Genomic DNA, 18,442 nt, shown 5'->3' with positions numbered 1-18,442 from the left:
AGGTTTACTTATCGAGGGCAACTTTAGGGATAAACTCTGTTAATTCCGACCTTTTCTCCTTTATATATTTGCTGAGCAGCTCCCTTACTTCATGGGGAGTTGAAAATTTCAATATCTTCTTCACGAGAGTACGAGTTTCATCAAATGTCACCGACCTGATAATCTTCTTTATTTCAGGTATAAGGTAAGAAGGAGCGCTGATTTCATCAAGACCCATCCCGATCAGCGGCAATACACCTAAAGCTCCTTCACTTACAGCCATTTCACCGCATAACCCAACCTTTATCCCTTCTTCTCTGGCGGCATTTACCGTATCCTGTATAAACCGTATAATGACTGGATGAAGGGGATCGTATAAATATGAAATCCTGCTGTTTCCCCTGTCAACTGCCAGAGAATACTGAACAAGATCATTCGACCCTATACTGAAGAAATCAACTTCTTTGGCAATATGTGGAGCTAATGCCACCGCCGACGGAGTTTCTATCATCACTCCTATTTCAACATCTTCGTTAATTTTATAACGCTCTTTCAGTAAATCTTCTTTTACCTCACCGCATATTTGCTTCGCGGCCCTCACTTCCTCGATAACCGATATCATCGGAAACATTATCTTCAGTTTTCCGTGGGCTGAAGCTCTGTAGATCGCTCTTAACTGTGATCTGAAAATGTCTTTTCTAGAAAGGGTGAATCGGATACCCCTCCAACCCATAAAGGGGTTCGCTTCATCAACGTTTGTTATCCAGTCCGCGATTTTATCCCCTCCGATATCCAGTGTCCTGAAGATCACACATTCGGGAGCCATCTCTTTTACGACATCTTTGTAATATCTATACTGAACCTCTTCACTGGGAGGAGAAGATCGCGTGATAAAGAAATATTCCGTTCTGAAAAGCCCAACTCCTTTAGCGCCGTGGCTGGAGACATCCTTCAACTCATCTATAGCTTCAACATTTCCCGAAAGCTCGAATTCCCGGCCATCCAGAGTTACCGCGGGATAATCCTTCAGAGTAAGGAGTTCCTTTTCCATTTCCGCGAATCTTCTTCTGGCATCTTCATAAAGCTTAACGGTGCTTTTTTCAGGCCGGAGAATAACTTGCCCCGTGATACCGTCAACAATAATATTATCGTATGGACGTACCTTGTGAGTGAAATCCTCCAAACCGACTACAGCCGGAATCCCATGCGATCTTGCTATTATAGCGGCATGAGAAGTGCTGCCCCCTATAGCAGAAACAAATGCCTGGACATATTTCCTGTCAAATCCCACGGTATCAGATGGGGTAAGATTCTTTGCGACTACAACAGCTTTCCGTCTCAGATCTTTCAGGCCTTCCTGAGCCTGCCCAAGCAGATTACGTATAATACGTCTCTTTACATCATGGATATCCTCAGCCCTCTCGCTCAGATATTGATCATCCATACTTGCAAAAGATTCAAGGGTCTTGTTTAGAACAATATCAAGGGCATAAGCCGCGTTCCCCAACTCAGTTCTTACATAGTCTTCCGTTTCTTTTATCATAGTAGAATCATCCAGAATCATCAGATGAGTATCCATGATTCTCGCGTGGTCCTCACCAATATCTCTCGCTAGTTTTGCTTTAATATTCTTCAGCTCCGCCTCGGTTTGTTTAAGCGCCCGTTTGAACTTTCTGATCTCCTCTTCAACATCACCTTTGTCAATCTTCTTGTCACTCAAAGAAAGCTCATCGAGGTTTGCGACAAAGACCTCTCCAATCGCTATCCCGGGTGATACGGGAATTCCGTTAAAAATCATCTCTTTTTCTGTATTTTTTGCGGAAAACATCATTTCTCCCCTTCAGAGAAACCACTTTCAAAGAGCTTAACAAGTGAATCCAGCGCTTGATTCTCATCCTGCCCATTGACAATTATAGTTAATTCGGAACCGTATTCAGCGCCGAGACTCGCGACACTTAGAATACTCTTTCCATTTATCTGTTCGGAGTTTTTCTCAATTAGTATATCCGATTTGAACTTGTTGCTGTTTTTAACCAGCTCCCCGGCTAAACGCAGATGAATACCATTCTCATTAATAACTTTAACCTGAGCCCTTTTCATCTTATCGGTCACTTCTTTTAAAACAAAATTCATATAAAGCGGACAGTCTAAAAAAGCTGCCGGCTGACAATATATAGAACCGAGACAATAAACCCGGCAATAATACTAACCCTGAACGAGTACTTTCTTCTCAACCATATAACCCCGGCAACTAACAGCAATCCCGCACCCGTAATCTGGAACCCTCCAAAAAAGTAACCTCTCATAAACACAATTGATGTAAATACACCTATTACAAATGCAGCCGCCGCTTCGATAAATTTGCAGGTTTTTAAATACGATCCTAAAACTAAGCCCCCTGCATCTTCACCAAACCTCAAACCCTTGTAATAACCCCCGACCCTGATCTTAAAATGATAATAGTTGTATAAAAGCAAAAAGATAATCGGGCCGAAATACAATCCGTATATAGTAAAAATACAAGCAATTGTCAACGTCAACGGGAATAAAACAACTTCAAAGAAATAGTCGCCCCTTGCTGCCATTACAGACGATAATGTGTTTTTTACACTGTCTATCTCGGCTGTATCAATTTCCTCCCCGCCCGCTTTCCGTTCCTCCATACCTTGAACCACGCCTATAATGCAGGAGGAAAATACAGAATTGGTATTATAATAACTTAAATGCCTTTTTACGTAATCCTTCATCCTGTCATTCCCCGCGGAGAGTTTTCTAAATACGGGAAGTAAGGCGAAAAAGAATCCAAGCCCGTCATTTAACCTTTCATTTCTTAGATTCTTGAGAAGAAACAATCTCCATATGACATTTAAATTCAGAATAACTGCTCCTCTTAAGTAAAGATCAGTACTACAGTCGATATAAGAAAGCCGAATACAAACCAGAACCCCTGGGATTTAATAATCTGCGTCTTGAGAAGAGAACCGACACCTATGAATGGTAAAATAATGTAGAGGATATCCAGAGAACCGGTTAACTTCCAGGACGAGAGGACGAAGTACAATATTATTTCGTAACCAACAGGCAGGATTACTATAAGAACCACAAAACCGTAAACAAAATGAAAGAGAAACATGAAAATGTTAATAAAAGAAAGATAGTATAATTTTCCTTCCATCGCCTTTTTCGATACTTCTTCAGCTACTTCGGACAATCTGAGATAGATCATTCTGTAGACGAAATGTCCCAGCCATCCAGCTGATAAACCGAAAAACAGGGCCCATATCATTGTCATGGCGGCTACAGAAACATCCCCTGCCAACTTGATATCGACGAGAACGTACAGCGCGGCCGACACAACACCGGCAACAGGAAGATCAAGTGCCTTAGATCCTCTTACAAAGAAATTGCCCAGAAACATTATCTGAATCAGAGTGCCGGCAAGCAAGCCGTTGAACGGTTCGCCCAGAATCAATCCGGTTAATAACCCGCCGCACACGGGCTGTGACACCATCAACCTTAATGAAGTTCTGAAATCAACGCACAGAGCTCCGCCGAGAATAGAAACTGGAATTATAAGATTCAGCCCAGCCAAACCGACCCTTTCAATCTTTAAACCTTTCGACACTTACTACTATCTCTATCTTACTTTTTTTCCCTTCCTTTATATCAAGAGGCCATACAGCCGCGATAACAGAACCCTGATATATCAATTCATATCCTGATTCGGAATTCGAGACCGTCTCTATTGGAAATCTCCATACTTTTGCCCGAGGTTTAAATTGTAGATCTATCCTTATATTCAGCCATTCATCAATTAGTGAAACAGTATCAACATCTTTTTCCTCCCCGGTCGACGCCAGGTTTCTCTTATTAATATTCCTGCCCTGAAAACTGTAATACCTGTCAGGCGCGTCCCCGGCAAGGAGGGAAAAAACATTTTCTACCGCGAAAGAACCTTTAGCGTCTCCGCTCTCACAGAAAAGTGAATAATCCGCTTTAAACCCCGCGGATGATTCTGAAACAGAAATAAGCTTATCTATCTTAATTTCAGATTCTCTATTGTCTAAATTCACTTCTCCGTGCCTGCTGAAGAGGAGAGATTTTCCGTCATTATTTTCGATTATACGGTGGGAAAATTCACCATCAGTAAAATCTCCGCATTCACGGTACGAAGTACGGGCGAAAGAATCTATTCCGACATCGCTTTCAATGAAATGATCGCTGAGTGACATCCGTTGATATGAATCGTATATAAGGAATGAATCAAGACCATCCTCCTTAGCAAAATTAATTTCATGAATGCTGGCGGTTTTGCCGGGTTTATCAGCGGCAGTACCGGGAATTTTGCTGTGGTATATCTCCTCACGCCTGCGAAGAATATCTGTTAGATTAAAAGCCGGGTCAAAAATATCGAATTCTCTCAGAGAAGCTCCCCTCGACTTGAATATTAATTTCATAAAGGGAGAAGAAATCGAAACTTCCTCGATTCCGTCGCCGTCAATATCCCCGGCTGAATACTTCAGATATTTATCTCTTTCATTTATCCCGTTTTCAACAATTGTTTCAGCCTTGATCAGATGCTGAAAAATGGCGCTTCGCAAATGCGGAAGATAAAGCCCTCCGAAAAGACCGTGCCAATAGGCGCAATTACATTGAGCCTGATACAGATGATTCCTCGCCTCCTCCCAGGTCTCGTTATACTCTGTTTCCCTTCCACATCTGTCCACTAAAGCGCTCGCTGACAGCATCCTCTTGTGCATCCAGTTGCTTTCCTCATATTTAACGAGAAAATTTCTCCAGAATCCCCCCTTGATAAAATCCGCCGGTTCATCGATTTGGGGATCAGATGACAGGATTTCACGGGCTTTTTTATGCTTAATCTGAACTGAAAGGGGAAGCGCCCATTCCATCATCTCACTATATGAGGCAGTCGGAATATAGACAATTCCGGATGGAGCAAACCTGTCTATAACATCCGAAAAGTTCATCATCCGCAGCCAGTCTTTATTCTCCTCGAGGATAGCGCAGAAACGGCGGAGCCATCCCTGCTGATAGCAGAGAGAATGAGTTCCCGGCCAGACACCGAACTTCTCACCGTCATCTGCCAGAACAATTATTTTGTCTTTGTTCTGGCGGTCTTCAGCAATTTGACGCAAATATGAAATGGTCTCTTCCGGACTACTGAAAGGAACCAGATATCTTAATTTTTTATCGATAGGGAAGACTTTAACATACGATCCATTTTCTTCAGTATTGAAAAAGGTTCTTATTTCAGAATCTCTAAGCCCAATTGACTTAAAATGCGAGTCGTCAACAACAACGAACTCCAGTCCCGCGTTCTGAAGAATATCCGGCATGTGAGGTTCCCATATTCTTTCAGTCAGCCAGCATCCTCTTGCTTTGTAACTCAATTTATTCGCAATGAATTTGTTCATCATCGAGAGCTGGCCCATCTGGTCTCTCCCGGGAATAATAGACAAAATCGGTTCATAATATCCCGCTGAAAGAATTTCAAGCTGGGAGCGCCGTATCATTCCGTGAAGAATTTCAAGATATTCCTTGTGGTTCCGGGAAATCCAGTCCCATAGTATCCCGCTGTTATGAAGCGCGAAGGGAATATCGGGAAATTCATTCATTACTTCAACAAAAGGGAAATAGGCCTTTTGATAGGCATCCTCAATTACATGATCGAAATTCCCTACAGGCTGGTGGTTATGAATCCCAAAGGAAAATATTACTTTATTCTTCATATTCACTGTTCTGTTCTAGACAATTCTTGAATTAATTATCACTTTCTCATCGCCGGGAAGAGCTCTCGATTCTAATACAACACTCTTTTTTACAAGCTCCCGGAGTATTGATTTCTCTTTATCGCTGATATAAAAGTTCTCCATCAACTTCTTCCTGCCCTCCATATAATGCATTCCGCCGATATTTAATTCATCGAACACTACGCCATACTCATAAAGGCGGAGTGCCTGCTCGGGCGCTCTGACAAGAAGTATAACCCTGTCCCTATCGTAAACCCCCCGCTTAATCCTTTCCGCAGTATTTTTCAGCGAGATCACAGAGACTTTTGTATCGGTAGACACGGCTGAAATATAAAGATTCTTCTCGAATTCATTGGCGGCCACATTATCATCAGCCAGAATTATCCTGTCGGGGCGACATTCTTCATTCCATCCTATAACAACTTGCGCATGAATCAACCTGTCGTCTACTCTGACTAAAACCAGCACCCGTTAAACACCTTTCCGTAATAAAATGTTTAAAGAAATTTATATTATACAGAATAAATTAAAACAATTAATTCCTATGACATGCTTGTGATACTATCTCTACCCCGTTTGACCAGGTGGTCTGTCATTTCATCATAATCCATCAGGCTTCTTTTAGTCACAAAGTCCAGAAGAACAGGTAAATTAACTCCGCTGATCAACTTTATACCCTTTACGCCGACTTTCGCTCTAATACAATTAAGGAAACAGGATCCCCCTGAATAATCCGCGAATAAAACAACACGCTCCTCTTTATATTTTTCAATTATATCTCTTATCTTCTTTACAATCATAGTATCACCGTAATTTTCGCTGCAGACAGGATAGAGATCCTCCATCTCCCCCAGAATACTCTCAATTGTTCTAATCAGCTCCTTCGCTAACTTTCCGTGAGTAACAACAACTCCGGCTATTCTTGTTCTCGTGTCGCTCATTCAGTATCATTCCTGAGATATCTTCGAGTTCTTTTTCTGCTTTCCATCAAGTCAATAAGATTCCTATCGAGTTTTTTCGCGGCGTCAAATCCGTATATTTTAAGCATATGATTTAAGGCAATAGTCTCGGAGATAACTGTAATATTCTTTCCCGGAAATATAGGAATAAACAGCTGTGTAACTTTCGTTCCAAGTATGTCAGTGGATTTCTCGTCAAGGCCGTGCCTGTCCCAATCCTTGGAGGGATCCCATTCACTGAGTTGCACTGCTACCTCTATACGCTTCTGTATTCTAATCGCCCTTATACCGAACACATCCATAATATTTATAATTCCTACACCTCTAACCTCCATAAAATGCCTCAGATGTTCTCTGCCTCTTCCAATAACCACATCCCCCTTCTTGATTATTTCAACGACATCATCAGCGACAAGCCTGTGCCCGCGCTCAACAAGGTCGAGAACAATTTCGCTTTTGCCTATACCACTGGGTCCGGAGAACAACAAACCTACACCATAAACGTCAACAAGTGATCCGTGAGTTATAGTTCTTGGTGCAAAGTAGAAATTCAATACTTCTCTCAGTGTGTACATGAAGATCGTGGTTTCCCAATTTGTCCTCATAACAGGTACTGAAGATTCTCTGGCCTTCTCGATGAATAAATCCGGTACATCAAGTTTCTTTGTTATAATAATGCAGCAGAGAGATTCTGAAAAAAGCCTGTTGAAAGCGTCCTTCCTCTGACCGGAAGTGAGGGAACGAATGTAGAGCAATTCAGTTTCCCCTATAATCTGGATTCTTTTATGAAGATAATTCTCCATAAATCCAGTGAGAACAAAAGCCGGACGGTAGAGATCAGAACATGTTATGTCCAGAGGGCTGTCAAGATCAGAGGTAAGAAGCTCAAACGAAAATTCGTCTTTGTTATCTTCGTAAAATTCCTCTACCTTGTAATTACTTTCAGATCCAGTCAATATCTTTTCCCGGCCTAAATAATCTGCCTATAAACTACAATTTAATTACCCCGTAATTGCCGTCAGACCGCCTGTAAACAAAACTCGGGTTGCCCGATTCTGTATTATCAAAAAAGAAGAATTCCTTTTCCTGTTTCTTCATAGCCTTGATCGCTTCTTCAACATTCATGTTTTCCAAGTCATAAGCGGCCTCTTCGATCATTTCAACGCCGTTTTCACTTTCAACACTCCCGGCGCTGATTATATATTCACGCGGATATTGTTCCCGCTTACTCCGTTTATGGTTTTGATAACGGGACTGAAGCTTCCCCCTATATTTTTTTATCTGCCTTTCAAGATCCTTCTCGCATTTATCTATTGAAAAGAACATATTATCAGATTCTTCTATTGCGGTAAAATTATGCCCCTGAACGTGGAGATTTACTTCTGCAATATGACGGACTTTCTCTACAGACATTATCACATCGACATTAAGAATATTCTCGAAATAGCGTTTCAGTTTTCTCATTTTTACTTCTATATGTTCAATAAGTTCGGGACTTGCCTTGAAATGCCTTGATGTTGTTGTTAATTCCATATCAATTTCCTCCTCGCATCATTCGTCCGGCTCTATCACTGCACTTTTTCTAAAATTACTGATCTTATTTTCCTGATAAGAACTCCTAACTAAAGGTCCTGCTGTTACTTCCAGGAAACCCATTTCATATCCCTTTTTCTCATACCAGAGGAATTTCTCGGGAAGAATAAATTCCTCAACAGGAATCTGCTTTATTCCCGGACGGAGATATTGCCCAATCGCGAGAAAATCACACTCCGCCTCTCTGAGCTCCCTCATCGTTTCAAGAACTTCATCAACTGATTCTCCCAAACCAAGCATTAACGCCGATTTTGTCATCACCTCCCTCCCCTCATCCTTTATTATTGAAAGTATCGAGATGGATCTATCATAATCGGCTCCTTTTCTTACCCTTCTGAAAACACTTCTAACTGTTTCGATGTTATGAGAAATAATATCAGGTTTTGTATCAAGAACCGTCCTTAAATCATCTATATTACCATTAAAGTCCGGTATAAGAAGTTCAATCATCGGAGGGGGATCCAGCTCCTTGAGTTTCCTTACAACATTGGAATAAAAACGGCTTCCGCCGTCCGGAAGATCGTCCCTGGTAACAGAAGTTATTATCACATGAGTCAACCCCAGCTGCTGAACCGCCTCGACTATTTTATCAGCTTCACTTAAATCGGGCGCGATGGGCCGACCGTTCTTCACATCACAAAACAAGCAGTTCCTTGTGCAAACATTCCCAAGTATCAAAAACGTAACTTTATTTTTCGAGTAACATTCCGCTCTATTCGGACAACGCCCTTCACGGCAGATAGTGTGAAGTCCCCTTTTTCTTATCACGCGTTCAACATCAGAACACACATCTAAAAGAGGAATCTTCCTCTTCAACCAAGACGGCAATCTTCTGGAGCGTCGATCATAAGTAGAAAATGTCATTTATCTATCTTAGCTCCGTCGAAAAATCAACCTCAATACTCTTTCCTGTGTCTCGCGGGCAAAATACCCAGCTGTTCTCTGTACTTAGCAACAGTTCTGCGGGCTATAACCAACCCTTCATTTCTCAAAATATCAGCAATTTTCTGATCACTCAAGGGTTTCTTTACATTCTCATTTTTTATTATATTCTCTATCTTCAATTTAGCGCTTCTAGAGGAAACATTCTTCCCCGATTTAGTACTGAGTTTGGCACTGAAGAAGAATTTCAGTTCATAGACACCTCTTGGTGTCTGAACATATTTGTTTGTCGTTACACGGCTCACAGTGGATTCATGCATATCTATTTCAACGGCGACTTGCTGAAGTGTCAAGGGCCTAAGGGCGATTACCCCCTTTTCAAAAAACTTACTCTGCTTATCCACTATACATTCCATGACCTTGATCATCGTACGCCGGCGCTGTTCGATAGTCTGAATAAGCCATTTGGCATTCTTGAGGCGTCCTTTGATAAAATCTTTTGTTTCAGTGCTGATCTTCCGGTTACTTGTCAATTCATCCCGATACGCCTTGCTGATTCTCAGCCGGGGGACGTTACGTTCGTTCAAAGATATAACAAACTTCTCGCCGACCCTCTCTACTATGAGGTCGGGAATAACATATTTAGGTTCCTCTGAATAAACGCTCAGGCCGGGCTTTGGATCGAGAGTGGCAATTATCTCCGCCTGGGTCTGAATTTCCTTCAGGGAAATTTTCATCTTCTTGCTGATGTCGAGGTATTTTCGCTGTTTGAATTCTTCAAAATAATCACTGATAATAACCGCCGCTTTACTGCCCAGCATCTCTTTTCTTTCAAGCTGCAGCATGAGACATTCCCTGATATCCCTCGCTCCCACACCGGGCGGATCGAACGTTTGAATAAGTTCGAGTGTTTTACGAACATGTTCTTCTTCGACACCGAAAGTCCTGGCGATGTCACTTAGAGAACCAACCATATAACCGGAATCATCAAAACTGCCTATTAAATATTCACCTATCTCGAGCATCTCTTCATCATCGGTGGCTAAACGAAGCTGGCTCAACAAATTGTCAGAAAAGCTCTGTTTCGCGACGGGCACTCTCTCGAGCATATCTTCTCTTTGCTCTGTCTCCTCACCATTTGCTCCACCCATATTGAACGCGGTTTCAAAAACCTCATCCCAATCTGTATCTTCCTCCTCTTCTTCCTCCTCTTCCTGGATTTCATCCTCATCCAGTTCTTTAAGTTCGTCATCTTCCTCAAGAAGGGGGTTCTGTAGAATCTCCTGCTTAAGTACCTGCTGCAATTCCAGCGTAGGCATTTGCAGCAACTTCAAGGCCTGTTGAAGCCTGGGGGTCATAACAAGACGCTGCTGCATTGCCACACGCATTCCCATCTTCATTTCCATAGATCAGCTATCCTCCATTACAATTGAAAAGATTCTCCCAGATATATCTTCCTTACCTCAGGATCGGCGGCCAAAGCGTCCGCGTCACCCAGACACTTGATACTCCCCTCAAACATTATATATGCTCTGTCGGTAATTGACAATGTCTCCCTGACGTTATGATCCGTTATTAAAACACCGATCCCTCTATCGCGCAGCTTGACGACTATATCCTGCAGATCGGCGACTGCGATAGGATCGATACCCGCGAACGGCTCATCGAGCAGCATGAATGAAGGATCTGTAACTAAAGCCCGGGTTACCTCAACTCGTCTTCTTTCCCCGCCGGACAACTGGTGCCCGTAATTATTTCTCAAATGTTTCACGCCAAGTTCATCGAGAAGACTTTCGAGAAGCTCAGAGCGTTTATCATCAGAAATAGAAAGGGTCTCGATTATGGCTTTGATATTATCCTCTACTGTCATTTTCCTGAAAATAGAAGGTTCCTGAGGCAGATAACCTATCCCCAACCTCGCTCTTTTGTACATAGGCAAATCAGTAATATCCCTGCCTTTAAAAAATACTTTTCCACTCTCGGGTTTGATCATACCGACAATCATATAGAATGTAGTAGTCTTGCCCGCTCCGTTTGGTCCAAGCAGCCCCACTATTTCACCTTTTTGAACCGATATGGAAACTCCGTTCACTACAACTTTCTTCTGATATTTCTTAACTAGATTCTCGGTTCCGAGCCCCTCGCCGATGTCACCGGAATCAAGACACTCCCTGCTACTCTGCTTCATTCTGCTCCACTTCCTGATTCATCTCTTCGTCTGTGTTCGAAGTTTCATCAATCAGATCTCCATTAATATCTCTTACTATATCAAATTCCTTTAATTCAGGATAGCCCCAAAATCCGTATCCCGTCGTAACATTCTTGCCCTTTGTAAATCTTACAAAATCTTCAGTATGAATCTCGCCTCTTTCATGAAGCCAGGCGAGACTCTCGGTCTCAAGTGTGTATCCTTCGTTCGAGGTAACAACAACACTTCCAATAGCTGTCAAGTCCCGTGATTTCTGATTAATCTCACCCTTGTCAGCCGTGACCACCGATGAAACTTCACCCTTTTCATCGTAAAATTTTATTACAGGATTTTCGGTAACAAGCAGCTTTCTGCTGTTGTATATTCTCGCTACTGGCGCTTTCATCCGCCACTTTACAACCCCGGAATCACTTTCCACGGTAGTAAAATTATTAATTACTTGATCAGCTCTTCCATATGGATTGATATAGTATTCTTCATCACTGCTTTCGCATGAAAGAATAATCAATACCGGCAGTAAAATAATGACAGCTGAAAAGAAAGAACTGAAAGAAGAATTTCTGAGACTAATGATATGCCGCATTTGAATTAGTGATCCTTCGCTATTTTGAAGTCATAGAAAACAGCTGTTTTTCTTTTTCCGGCCGGCCGGCGTTCTGCCAGCGTACTACCGAAAGAAGTATAAATTTCATAATCGGGACTTACTGATTTCCGGCCTTGCAATTAATTATAGCAAAATCAATTCACACAGTCGAGCAATTAATGTGCCATCCAAAAAGGCAAGAAAACTAATGAGTTACGCCTGCGCAACCCTAAGCCGAACATAATATTACACAATACGCAAAAATTAACTGGAATCTCCGTAAAGAAAATAACATCTCAGTTAGAAAAATATGCCGGATAGTTCTGAGCCGGCACAGATATGAAATGAATGAATATTTTGCTTTTATTAGAAACAGAATCGCTTCCCGGCAGGGGATAAACGAAATAATTTATCGGATTTATTAAAATCTGTAACTGTGAGAGAAAACGGTCTATTTCAGTCCCGCCCGGAGAATATCGTGGATATGAATTATACCTACGGGATAGCCCTCATCATCGAGAACAAAGAGTTGAGTAACCTGACCCTTGGGATTCATTTCCATCTCTTTGAGGGCTTCTACAACAAGCAGGTTCGGACTTACAGTCATTGGTGATTTAGTCATGAGTTTCGATACAGGAGTGTCCAAAGCGGAAGGGTTTTCCGTGAGAATTCTCTTTAAGTCGCCGTCTGTGATAATACCCGCCAGCCTGCCGCCCGGGCCAGTAACGCCCGTACAACCGAGCTTCTTGTCGATTATCTCAATCAGGGCTTCCTTAAGAGAGGTATCCATGCTGACAAGGGGAAGCTCATCTTCAACATGCATCAATCCGGAAACCTTCAGAAAGAGCTTTCTCCCCAGAACGCCCCCCGGATGAAGTATCGCGAAGTCCTCACGGCTGAAATTCTTCTTCGTCAATACGGCTACTGCCAGAGCGTCTCCCAGAACCAGAGAAACCGTTGTAGTCGTAGTCGGGACTACTCCAATTGAACCCGCTTCTTCTTTAGAATTTATCAGCAGCACCACATCGCTTTCTTCAGCAAGCCTGGAATCCTCACTGGCAGTAATGGAAATTATTTTTACTCTGATAGCCTTAAGATATGGAATAAGCCTCGTTACTTCCTCGTTGCCCCCGCTCTTGCTGACAGCCAGGAAAACATCATTCCCGGTTACCATCCCCATATCACCGTGGCCGGCTTCCACAGAGTGCAGATAAACAGCGGGAGTGCCGGTACTGCTTAGCGTAGCAGCTATCTTCCTTGCAATAATACCCGATTTGCCGATCCCGCAGACGATAACTTTCCCGGGGCATTCAAGAAGGATCTTTACGGCCTCTTCAAATTCGTCCCCGATTCCGTCATGTAACCCCTTAAGCCCTTCAATCTCTTTTAAGACAACTTCACGCCCGATATCCGAGGTCTTCCTCTGACCGGAACTTTCCCCGAAGGAATGCTCCGCATCAGATCCTTTAATTTCAGAAGAACTCTTTTTTCCCATATCAGTAATTTCCTCCCCGCTGAGTTTCCATACCCCGAGGCCTTGAGATTAATATCAGGCCAATATATTAATACATGAACGGATAAAATGATATTTCCGCTCTACATAATCTATCAATCAATATCACTTTAATCAAAGGAATTTACAAGGTCAAAAATCTGTGATACTTCCCTTAAGATATCCGGCATCTTATCTATCTGAAGCATTGACTCCGCGTCAGATTTACATGAAGAGGGGGCAAAATGAGTTTCTATAAAGAAACCGTCGCACCCCGCGGCGGCGGCGGACCGAGCCATAATGCCGGCGAATTCAGGACGACCTCCGCTCCTGGTTCCCGACCCTCCCGGAAGCTGGAGGGAATGAGTTACATCCATTATTAAAGGTACTCCGAAGTGCCTCATCCTCGGAAATGATGTCATATCAACAACAAGATTATTATAGCCAAAAAGAGTACCTCTCTCTGTGACCATCACTGACGCGGCCCCGCTTCTTCTGGCTTTGTCAACCGCCAGTTCCATTTCTTCCGGAGAAAGAAACTGAGCTTTCTTCAGATTCAGAACCTTCCCCGTTTTCGCCGCGGATACAATGAGCCTCGTCTGCCTCGCCAGAAAGGCGGGGATCTGCAGGACATCGCACACATCGGCAACACTGGAAATTTCCTCCCGGCAATGAACATCTGTCAATACCGGAACGCCAACTTCACCGCGCACTCTATCTAGGATTCTAAGTCCATCTTCAAGCCCGGGACCCACATATGAATCCAGAGAAGATCTGTTGTCCTTAAGGTAACTTGATTTGAAAATATAGAAAAATCCGTTTTCTTCAGCCAGCTCGGCACATTTGCGGGCGATTCTTACGGCGTCTTCTTCATCTTCCAACACGCAGGGACCGGCTATCAGAATGGGTTTTTTTCGAAGGGAAACCCTGTGTTCTCCTATTACAAGAGGATCCATATCAATTATCCGTCCTGCTTTACTTTATTATTCGATCCCGTCGAAGCTGAAACAGAATATTCTATAGCCGCCTTGACCAATCCCTTGAAAAGCGGATGAGCTTTCTGTGGACGGGATTTAAACTCCGGATGAAACTGAACGGCAATAAAGAAAGGATGTGACGGCAATTCAACTATTTCGACAAGGTTGCCGTCCGGAGAAAGCCCTGAAAACACGAGACCGTTACTGCCAAGTACACTGCGATATTCATTATTAACCTCCCAGCGGTGCCGGTGTCTTTCATTGATTTGAAGGGAACCGTAAAGTTTCTCCGCGAGAGAACCCTCTTTTATATTACATGGATAGGAACCAAGCCGCATAGTACCGCCCATCTTCGATTTGCTGCGCTGTTCAAGCATAAGATCAATAACCGGATCCTCCACATCGGGGTTAAATTCGGAACTTCCCGCTTCAAGTCCGCAGACATTACGGGCAAACTCGATAACGGCGCATTGAAGACCGAGACAGATGCCGAGCAGGGGAATGCCATTTTCTCTGGCGTATCTAACGGCGTTTATCTTCCCTTCAATCCCTCTTTCGCCAAAACCACCCGGAATCAAAACCCCCTCTACATCCTCAAAACACACCTCGGGGCCATCTTCCTCAACTCTTTCCGCGTTTACCCATTTAATATTAACCCTGACATCGTTAGCGGCTCCCGCGTGAGTGAAAGACTCTATAATACTCTTGTAGGCGTCGACTAGATGAATGTATTTACCACATACGGCGATCCGTACATTCTCTTTTGGAGATTTGATTTTGGTAATCATTTCTTCCCACCGAGTAAGATCGGGCTCTGAGCTTTTTATGGCAAGTTTTGTTATTACAATATCATCGAGTCCTTTGCTGCTCAGCCTCAGAGGAACTTCATATATTGAATCAGCATCAAGGGCTTCAATGACAGCCTCTTTCTCGACATTGCAGAAGAGGGATATCTTGTCTCTTATCCCGTCTTCAAGCGGCCTTTCAGATCTACAGAGCAGAATATCAGGTTGAATCCCGATCTCCCTCAACCCCTTGACGCTGTGCTGAGTAGGTTTCGTTTTAATCTCATGAGCGGCTTTAATATATGGTACGAGGGTAAGATGAAGGTATAAAACATTCTCTTTTCCAAGTTCAAAACGAAGCTGCCTTATCGCTTCAAGAAAAGGCAACCCCTCGATATCTCCAGTTGTTCCGCCAATCTCCGTGATTACAATATCAATATCGTCATCTTCACCGGCGGCTCTCATTATTCTCTTTTTTATTTCATCTGTAATATGCGGAATAACCTGAACCGTCCCCCCCAGATATGCTCCCTCACGTTCTCTGTTTATAACAGCTTCGTAAACCTGACCTGTTGTGACATTCGATTTCTGGCTTAGATTCTTATCGGTGAAACGCTCATAATGACCCAGGTCAAGATCGGTTTCAGCTCCGTCGTCTGTGACAAAAACCTCGCCATGCTGAAAGGGGCTCATCGTTCCGGGGTCAACGTTCAGATAGGGATCAAATTTCTGGAGAACAACATTCAAACCACGCTGCTTAAGGAGCAGCCCGAGAGAGGACGCCGCTATTCCCTTTCCGAGAGAAGATACCACACCGCCCGTAATAAAAATATATTTTACCTTTCCGTTCACTCTTCTCCCGATCTTTGTCTCTTAAAGAAACTGCGGTTACTTAAAAACACTCTACAAATTATCAAAAAAAGATTCAACCCTTTTTATATCTTCGGGTCTGTCAACCCCTCCGGAAACCGCGCTGCAGTTTATAACTCTGATATCAATACCATTCTCAAGTGCTCTGAGCTGTTCGAGGGATTCGATTTTTTCCAGGGGGCCTCCGGGAAGGTTTTCATAATCGAGTAAAAAAGAGCTCCTGTAAATGTAAATTCCTATATGCCGGTAGAATCCGCCGCCGGAAGCTCCAACCGGCAGACGGGAAAAATAGAGAGCGTTGCCGGAGAGGTCAAAAACAACCTTTACAACATCACGGCTGTTCATCTCCACCTCTGAATCTGAAAAAGAAGCCAGGGTTCCCATCTTTATAGACCGGTCAGTTTTCATGACCTCTATCAGTTTTTCAACTCCGTCTACCGGAAACAGAGGTTCATCGCCCTGGATATTCAAGACAATGTCGCAGTCGTTCTCAGAGACAACTTCGCATACTCTCGAAGTGCCGGTATCATGGGATCCGGAGGTAATTACCGCGCGCCCGCTGTCCGCGTTTACGACATCGGCAATCCTTCTGTCATCAGTGGCCACTAAAACGCTGTCGATACCCTTGATACTTTCAGCCCTTCTAAGAACATGAACTATCATGGGAGTCCCGTTTATCAAAGCCAGAGGTTTCCCGGGAAACCTCTTAGAGCCGTAACGCGCCGGTATGACCGCGGTAACTTTCTGTGAAGACAAATTCATCCTCCGGTGAAAAATAACACCGGGTCTTATCTATGCCCGGAGACTAATAAAAATTGCGGGAACGCTGGATTCACATATTCTCTTTCCGTGCCGCAGGTTATTCAGCATACTTTGCCTGGCCCTCAACGTAAACATTGCCGCCGTGACAATCCTGAGCGACAATTACGGGAAAGTCCTTAACTTCAAGTTTTCTTATCGCTTCAGCCCCGAGATCCTCGTAGGCCACAACCTCCGAAGAAAGGATGCTTTGAGCAATCAGTGCCGCGGCTCCTCCCGTCGCCGCGAAATATACCGCCGTCCCTTTTTTCATGGCATCCACGACGGGCTTCGTGCGTCCCCCTTTTCCTATCATACCTTTCAGACCATTCTCTATAAGAACAGGTGTATACGGATCCATTCTGTAGCTTGTCGTCGGTCCCGCGGACCCTATCGCCCTGCCGGGCGGAGTGGGCGCCGGACCGACATAATATATAATCTGGCCCTCAAGGGGTATCGGAAGCTCATCTCCCGCTTCTATCAATTTTACAAGACGCTCGTGAGCGCTGTCCCTCGCCGTATATATTATCCCTGACAGGGACACTTTGTCGCCCGCTTTCAATTTTTTTACATCCTCATTCTCAAGTGGAACCTCTAATGAATATTCAGCCATTCTACACCGCCTGTCTGCAAAATTTTATTTAAATTACTTCTAATATTTCATTCCTTCAAACTAAGATATCAACTTTACAACTCGATAAATTTGTGCCGCGCGGCGTGGCAATTGATATTCATCGCCACCGGGAATGAAGCAATATGGCGAGGCGCGGTTTCAATATGAACAGCGAGGGCGGTTGTTGTGCCTCCGAGTCCTGCCGGACCGACTCCTGTTTTATTAACAAGTTGAAGAATTTCCTTCTCCAGCTTGTCATAGAAAGGATCCTTATTACTACTTCCTATCGATCTTAAGAGTGCCTTTTTTGAAATCTGAGCGCATCTTTCAAAACTGCCCCCTATTCCAACTCCCACCGTAATGGGCGGGCAGGGATTGCCGGAAGCTTCCCTGACTCCATCGACAACGAACTTCTTTATCCCCTCTACGCCGTCGGCGGGCTTCATCATAGCGATCCTGCTCATATTTTCACTTCCGCCCCCCTTTGGTACGACATACATCCTCAATTTGTCACCTGGAACAAGATCAAGATGTATAACCGCGGGTGTGTTATCCCCTGTATTTCCACCTCTCACGGGATCGGATACAATCGACTTTCTCAAGTACCCTTCAGTGTAACCCTTCTTGACACCTTCATTAATAGCCTCTTCAAATCCGCCTCCTGCAATATGCGCGTCCTGCCCCAGCTCAGCGAAAATTACGGTCATACCCGTATCCTGACATATCGGGACCCTCTCTGTTGAAGCAATATCGGAGTTATCGAGAATCTGCTTCAGGACCTCTTTCCCGACAGGGGATTTCTCTGTTTCATACGCCTTTTCCAGACTCGTCTGAACATCTTCTTCGAGTTTGAAATTAGCTTCCATACAGAGTTTCGCCACAGCCTCGGTTATTCTGCTGGCTTGTATTTTTCTCATCCTTCCCTCCCGCT

Annotated in this window: 19 protein-coding genes; all 19 read right to left on the bottom strand. The window is 43.7% G+C overall.

Annotated features, from left to right (window positions below; all coding sequences use genetic code 11):
* Positions 1-4: 4 nt before the first annotated feature.
* Positions 5-1,807 (bottom strand): phosphoenolpyruvate--protein phosphotransferase, encoded by a 1,803-nt coding sequence (ptsP, locus tag U5O15_09525; GenBank protein MDZ7860882.1) that lies wholly within the window; start codon positions 1,805-1,807, stop codon positions 5-7.
* Positions 1,807-2,112: an HPr family phosphocarrier protein gene (locus U5O15_09520; GenBank protein MDZ7860881.1), complete on the bottom strand. Its 306-nt coding sequence runs from the start codon at positions 2,110-2,112 to the stop codon at positions 1,807-1,809. The genes ptsP and U5O15_09520 overlap by 1 nt, the downstream gene beginning before the upstream one ends.
* A 14-nt stretch (positions 2,113-2,126) precedes the next feature.
* Positions 2,127-2,840, bottom strand: a complete 714-nt coding sequence (locus U5O15_09515) for a PTS system mannose/fructose/sorbose family transporter subunit IID (GenBank protein ID MDZ7860880.1) — start codon at positions 2,838-2,840, stop codon at positions 2,127-2,129.
* Positions 2,841-2,869: 29 nt separating this feature from the next.
* Complete coding sequence (locus U5O15_09510) at positions 2,870-3,604, bottom strand: PTS sugar transporter subunit IIC (protein ID MDZ7860879.1); 735 nt, start codon at positions 3,602-3,604, stop codon at positions 2,870-2,872.
* Positions 3,582-5,729 (bottom strand): alpha-amylase/4-alpha-glucanotransferase domain-containing protein, encoded by a 2,148-nt coding sequence (locus tag U5O15_09505; protein ID MDZ7860878.1) that lies wholly within the window; start codon positions 5,727-5,729, stop codon positions 3,582-3,584. The genes U5O15_09510 and U5O15_09505 overlap by 23 nt, the downstream gene beginning before the upstream one ends.
* A 15-nt stretch (positions 5,730-5,744) precedes the next feature.
* Entirely contained in the window at positions 5,745-6,218 is a 474-nt protein-coding gene (locus U5O15_09500) for a PTS sugar transporter subunit IIB (protein MDZ7860877.1), read from the bottom strand.
* Between the two features lie 74 nt (positions 6,219-6,292).
* On the bottom strand, positions 6,293-6,691 hold the full coding sequence (locus tag U5O15_09495) for a hypothetical protein (protein MDZ7860876.1): 399 nt from the start codon (positions 6,689-6,691) through the stop codon (positions 6,293-6,295).
* Positions 6,688-7,665 carry an HPr(Ser) kinase/phosphatase gene (gene hprK / locus U5O15_09490; protein ID MDZ7860875.1) on the bottom strand — a complete coding sequence of 326 codons (978 nt, stop codon included), beginning with the start codon at positions 7,663-7,665 and terminating at the stop codon, positions 6,688-6,690. Before hprK ends, U5O15_09495 begins: the two co-directional genes overlap by 4 nt.
* A 34-nt stretch (positions 7,666-7,699) precedes the next feature.
* Positions 7,700-8,242, bottom strand: a complete 543-nt coding sequence (raiA, locus tag U5O15_09485) for a ribosome-associated translation inhibitor RaiA (protein ID MDZ7860874.1) — start codon at positions 8,240-8,242, stop codon at positions 7,700-7,702.
* An 18-nt stretch (positions 8,243-8,260) separates the two neighbouring features.
* Positions 8,261-9,130: a lipoyl synthase gene (gene lipA, locus U5O15_09480; GenBank protein ID MDZ7860873.1), complete on the bottom strand. Its 870-nt coding sequence runs from the start codon at positions 9,128-9,130 to the stop codon at positions 8,261-8,263.
* A gap of 68 nt (positions 9,131-9,198) precedes the next feature.
* Positions 9,199-10,590: an RNA polymerase factor sigma-54 gene (gene rpoN, locus U5O15_09475; GenBank protein ID MDZ7860872.1), complete on the bottom strand. Its 1,392-nt coding sequence runs from the start codon at positions 10,588-10,590 to the stop codon at positions 9,199-9,201.
* Between the two features lie 17 nt (positions 10,591-10,607).
* Entirely contained in the window at positions 10,608-11,372 is a 765-nt protein-coding gene (gene lptB, locus U5O15_09470) for an LPS export ABC transporter ATP-binding protein (GenBank protein ID MDZ7860871.1), read from the bottom strand.
* Positions 11,359-11,976, bottom strand: coding sequence for an LPS export ABC transporter periplasmic protein LptC (gene lptC, locus U5O15_09465; GenBank protein MDZ7860870.1), 618 nt, complete (start codon positions 11,974-11,976; stop codon positions 11,359-11,361). The genes lptB and lptC overlap by 14 nt, the downstream gene beginning before the upstream one ends.
* Before the next feature lie 451 nt (positions 11,977-12,427).
* Complete coding sequence (locus tag U5O15_09460) at positions 12,428-13,471, bottom strand: KpsF/GutQ family sugar-phosphate isomerase (GenBank protein MDZ7860869.1); 1,044 nt, start codon at positions 13,469-13,471, stop codon at positions 12,428-12,430.
* 128 nt (positions 13,472-13,599) lie between these two features.
* On the bottom strand, positions 13,600-14,424 hold the full coding sequence (kdsA, locus tag U5O15_09455) for a 3-deoxy-8-phosphooctulonate synthase (protein MDZ7860868.1): 825 nt from the start codon (positions 14,422-14,424) through the stop codon (positions 13,600-13,602).
* A gap of 5 nt (positions 14,425-14,429) precedes the next feature.
* Entirely contained in the window at positions 14,430-16,082 is a 1,653-nt protein-coding gene (locus U5O15_09450) for a CTP synthase (protein MDZ7860867.1), read from the bottom strand.
* 51 nt (positions 16,083-16,133) lie between these two features.
* Entirely contained in the window at positions 16,134-16,856 is a 723-nt protein-coding gene (gene kdsB, locus U5O15_09445) for a 3-deoxy-manno-octulosonate cytidylyltransferase (GenBank protein MDZ7860866.1), read from the bottom strand.
* Between the two features lie 103 nt (positions 16,857-16,959).
* The gene (locus tag U5O15_09440; GenBank protein ID MDZ7860865.1) at positions 16,960-17,511 is read right to left on the bottom strand and encodes a Fe-S-containing hydro-lyase; all 552 of its coding nucleotides are present in this window, start codon (positions 17,509-17,511) and stop codon (positions 16,960-16,962) included.
* Between the two features lie 74 nt (positions 17,512-17,585).
* Positions 17,586-18,428 carry a fumarate hydratase gene (locus tag U5O15_09435; protein ID MDZ7860864.1) on the bottom strand — a complete coding sequence of 281 codons (843 nt, stop codon included), beginning with the start codon at positions 18,426-18,428 and terminating at the stop codon, positions 17,586-17,588.
* Positions 18,429-18,442: the final 14 nt, after the last annotated feature.

The sequence above is a fragment of the Candidatus Krumholzibacteriota bacterium genome (assembly GCA_034520215.1).
Taxonomy (GTDB): Bacteria; Krumholzibacteriota; Krumholzibacteriia; order Krumholzibacteriales; family WJIX01; genus JAGHBT01.
This window is presented reverse-complemented; position numbering and strand designations above follow the sequence as displayed.

What these genes read in the sequence shown, in the direction of transcription:
- U5O15_09520 (MDZ7860881.1), bottom strand. Translation starts at nt 2,112, where the DNA reads ATGAATTTTGTTTTAAAAGAAGTGACCGATAAGATGAAAAGGGCTCAG.
- raiA (MDZ7860874.1), bottom strand. Translation starts at nt 8,242, where the DNA reads ATGGAATTAACAACAACATCAAGGCATTTCAAGGCAAGTCCCGAACTT.
- U5O15_09495 (MDZ7860876.1), bottom strand. Translation starts at nt 6,691, where the DNA reads ATGAGCGACACGAGAACAAGAATAGCCGGAGTTGTTGTTACTCACGGA.
- lptB (MDZ7860871.1), bottom strand. Translation starts at nt 11,372, where the DNA reads ATGAAGCAGAGTAGCAGGGAGTGTCTTGATTCCGGTGACATCGGCGAG.
- kdsA (MDZ7860868.1), bottom strand. Translation starts at nt 14,424, where the DNA reads ATGGATCCTCTTGTAATAGGAGAACACAGGGTTTCCCTTCGAAAAAAA.
- ptsP (MDZ7860882.1), bottom strand. Translation starts at nt 1,807, where the DNA reads ATGTTTTCCGCAAAAAATACAGAAAAAGAGATGATTTTTAACGGAATT.
- U5O15_09460 (MDZ7860869.1), bottom strand. Translation starts at nt 13,471, where the DNA reads ATGGGAAAAAAGAGTTCTTCTGAAATTAAAGGATCTGATGCGGAGCAT.
- rpoN (MDZ7860872.1), bottom strand. Translation starts at nt 10,590, where the DNA reads ATGGAAATGAAGATGGGAATGCGTGTGGCAATGCAGCAGCGTCTTGTT.
- lptC (MDZ7860870.1), bottom strand. Translation starts at nt 11,976, where the DNA reads ATGCGGCATATCATTAGTCTCAGAAATTCTTCTTTCAGTTCTTTCTTT.
- U5O15_09505 (MDZ7860878.1), bottom strand. Translation starts at nt 5,729, where the DNA reads ATGAAGAATAAAGTAATATTTTCCTTTGGGATTCATAACCACCAGCCT.
- U5O15_09440 (MDZ7860865.1), bottom strand. Translation starts at nt 17,511, where the DNA reads ATGGCTGAATATTCATTAGAGGTTCCACTTGAGAATGAGGATGTAAAA.
- U5O15_09435 (MDZ7860864.1), bottom strand. Translation starts at nt 18,428, where the DNA reads ATGAGAAAAATACAAGCCAGCAGAATAACCGAGGCTGTGGCGAAACTC.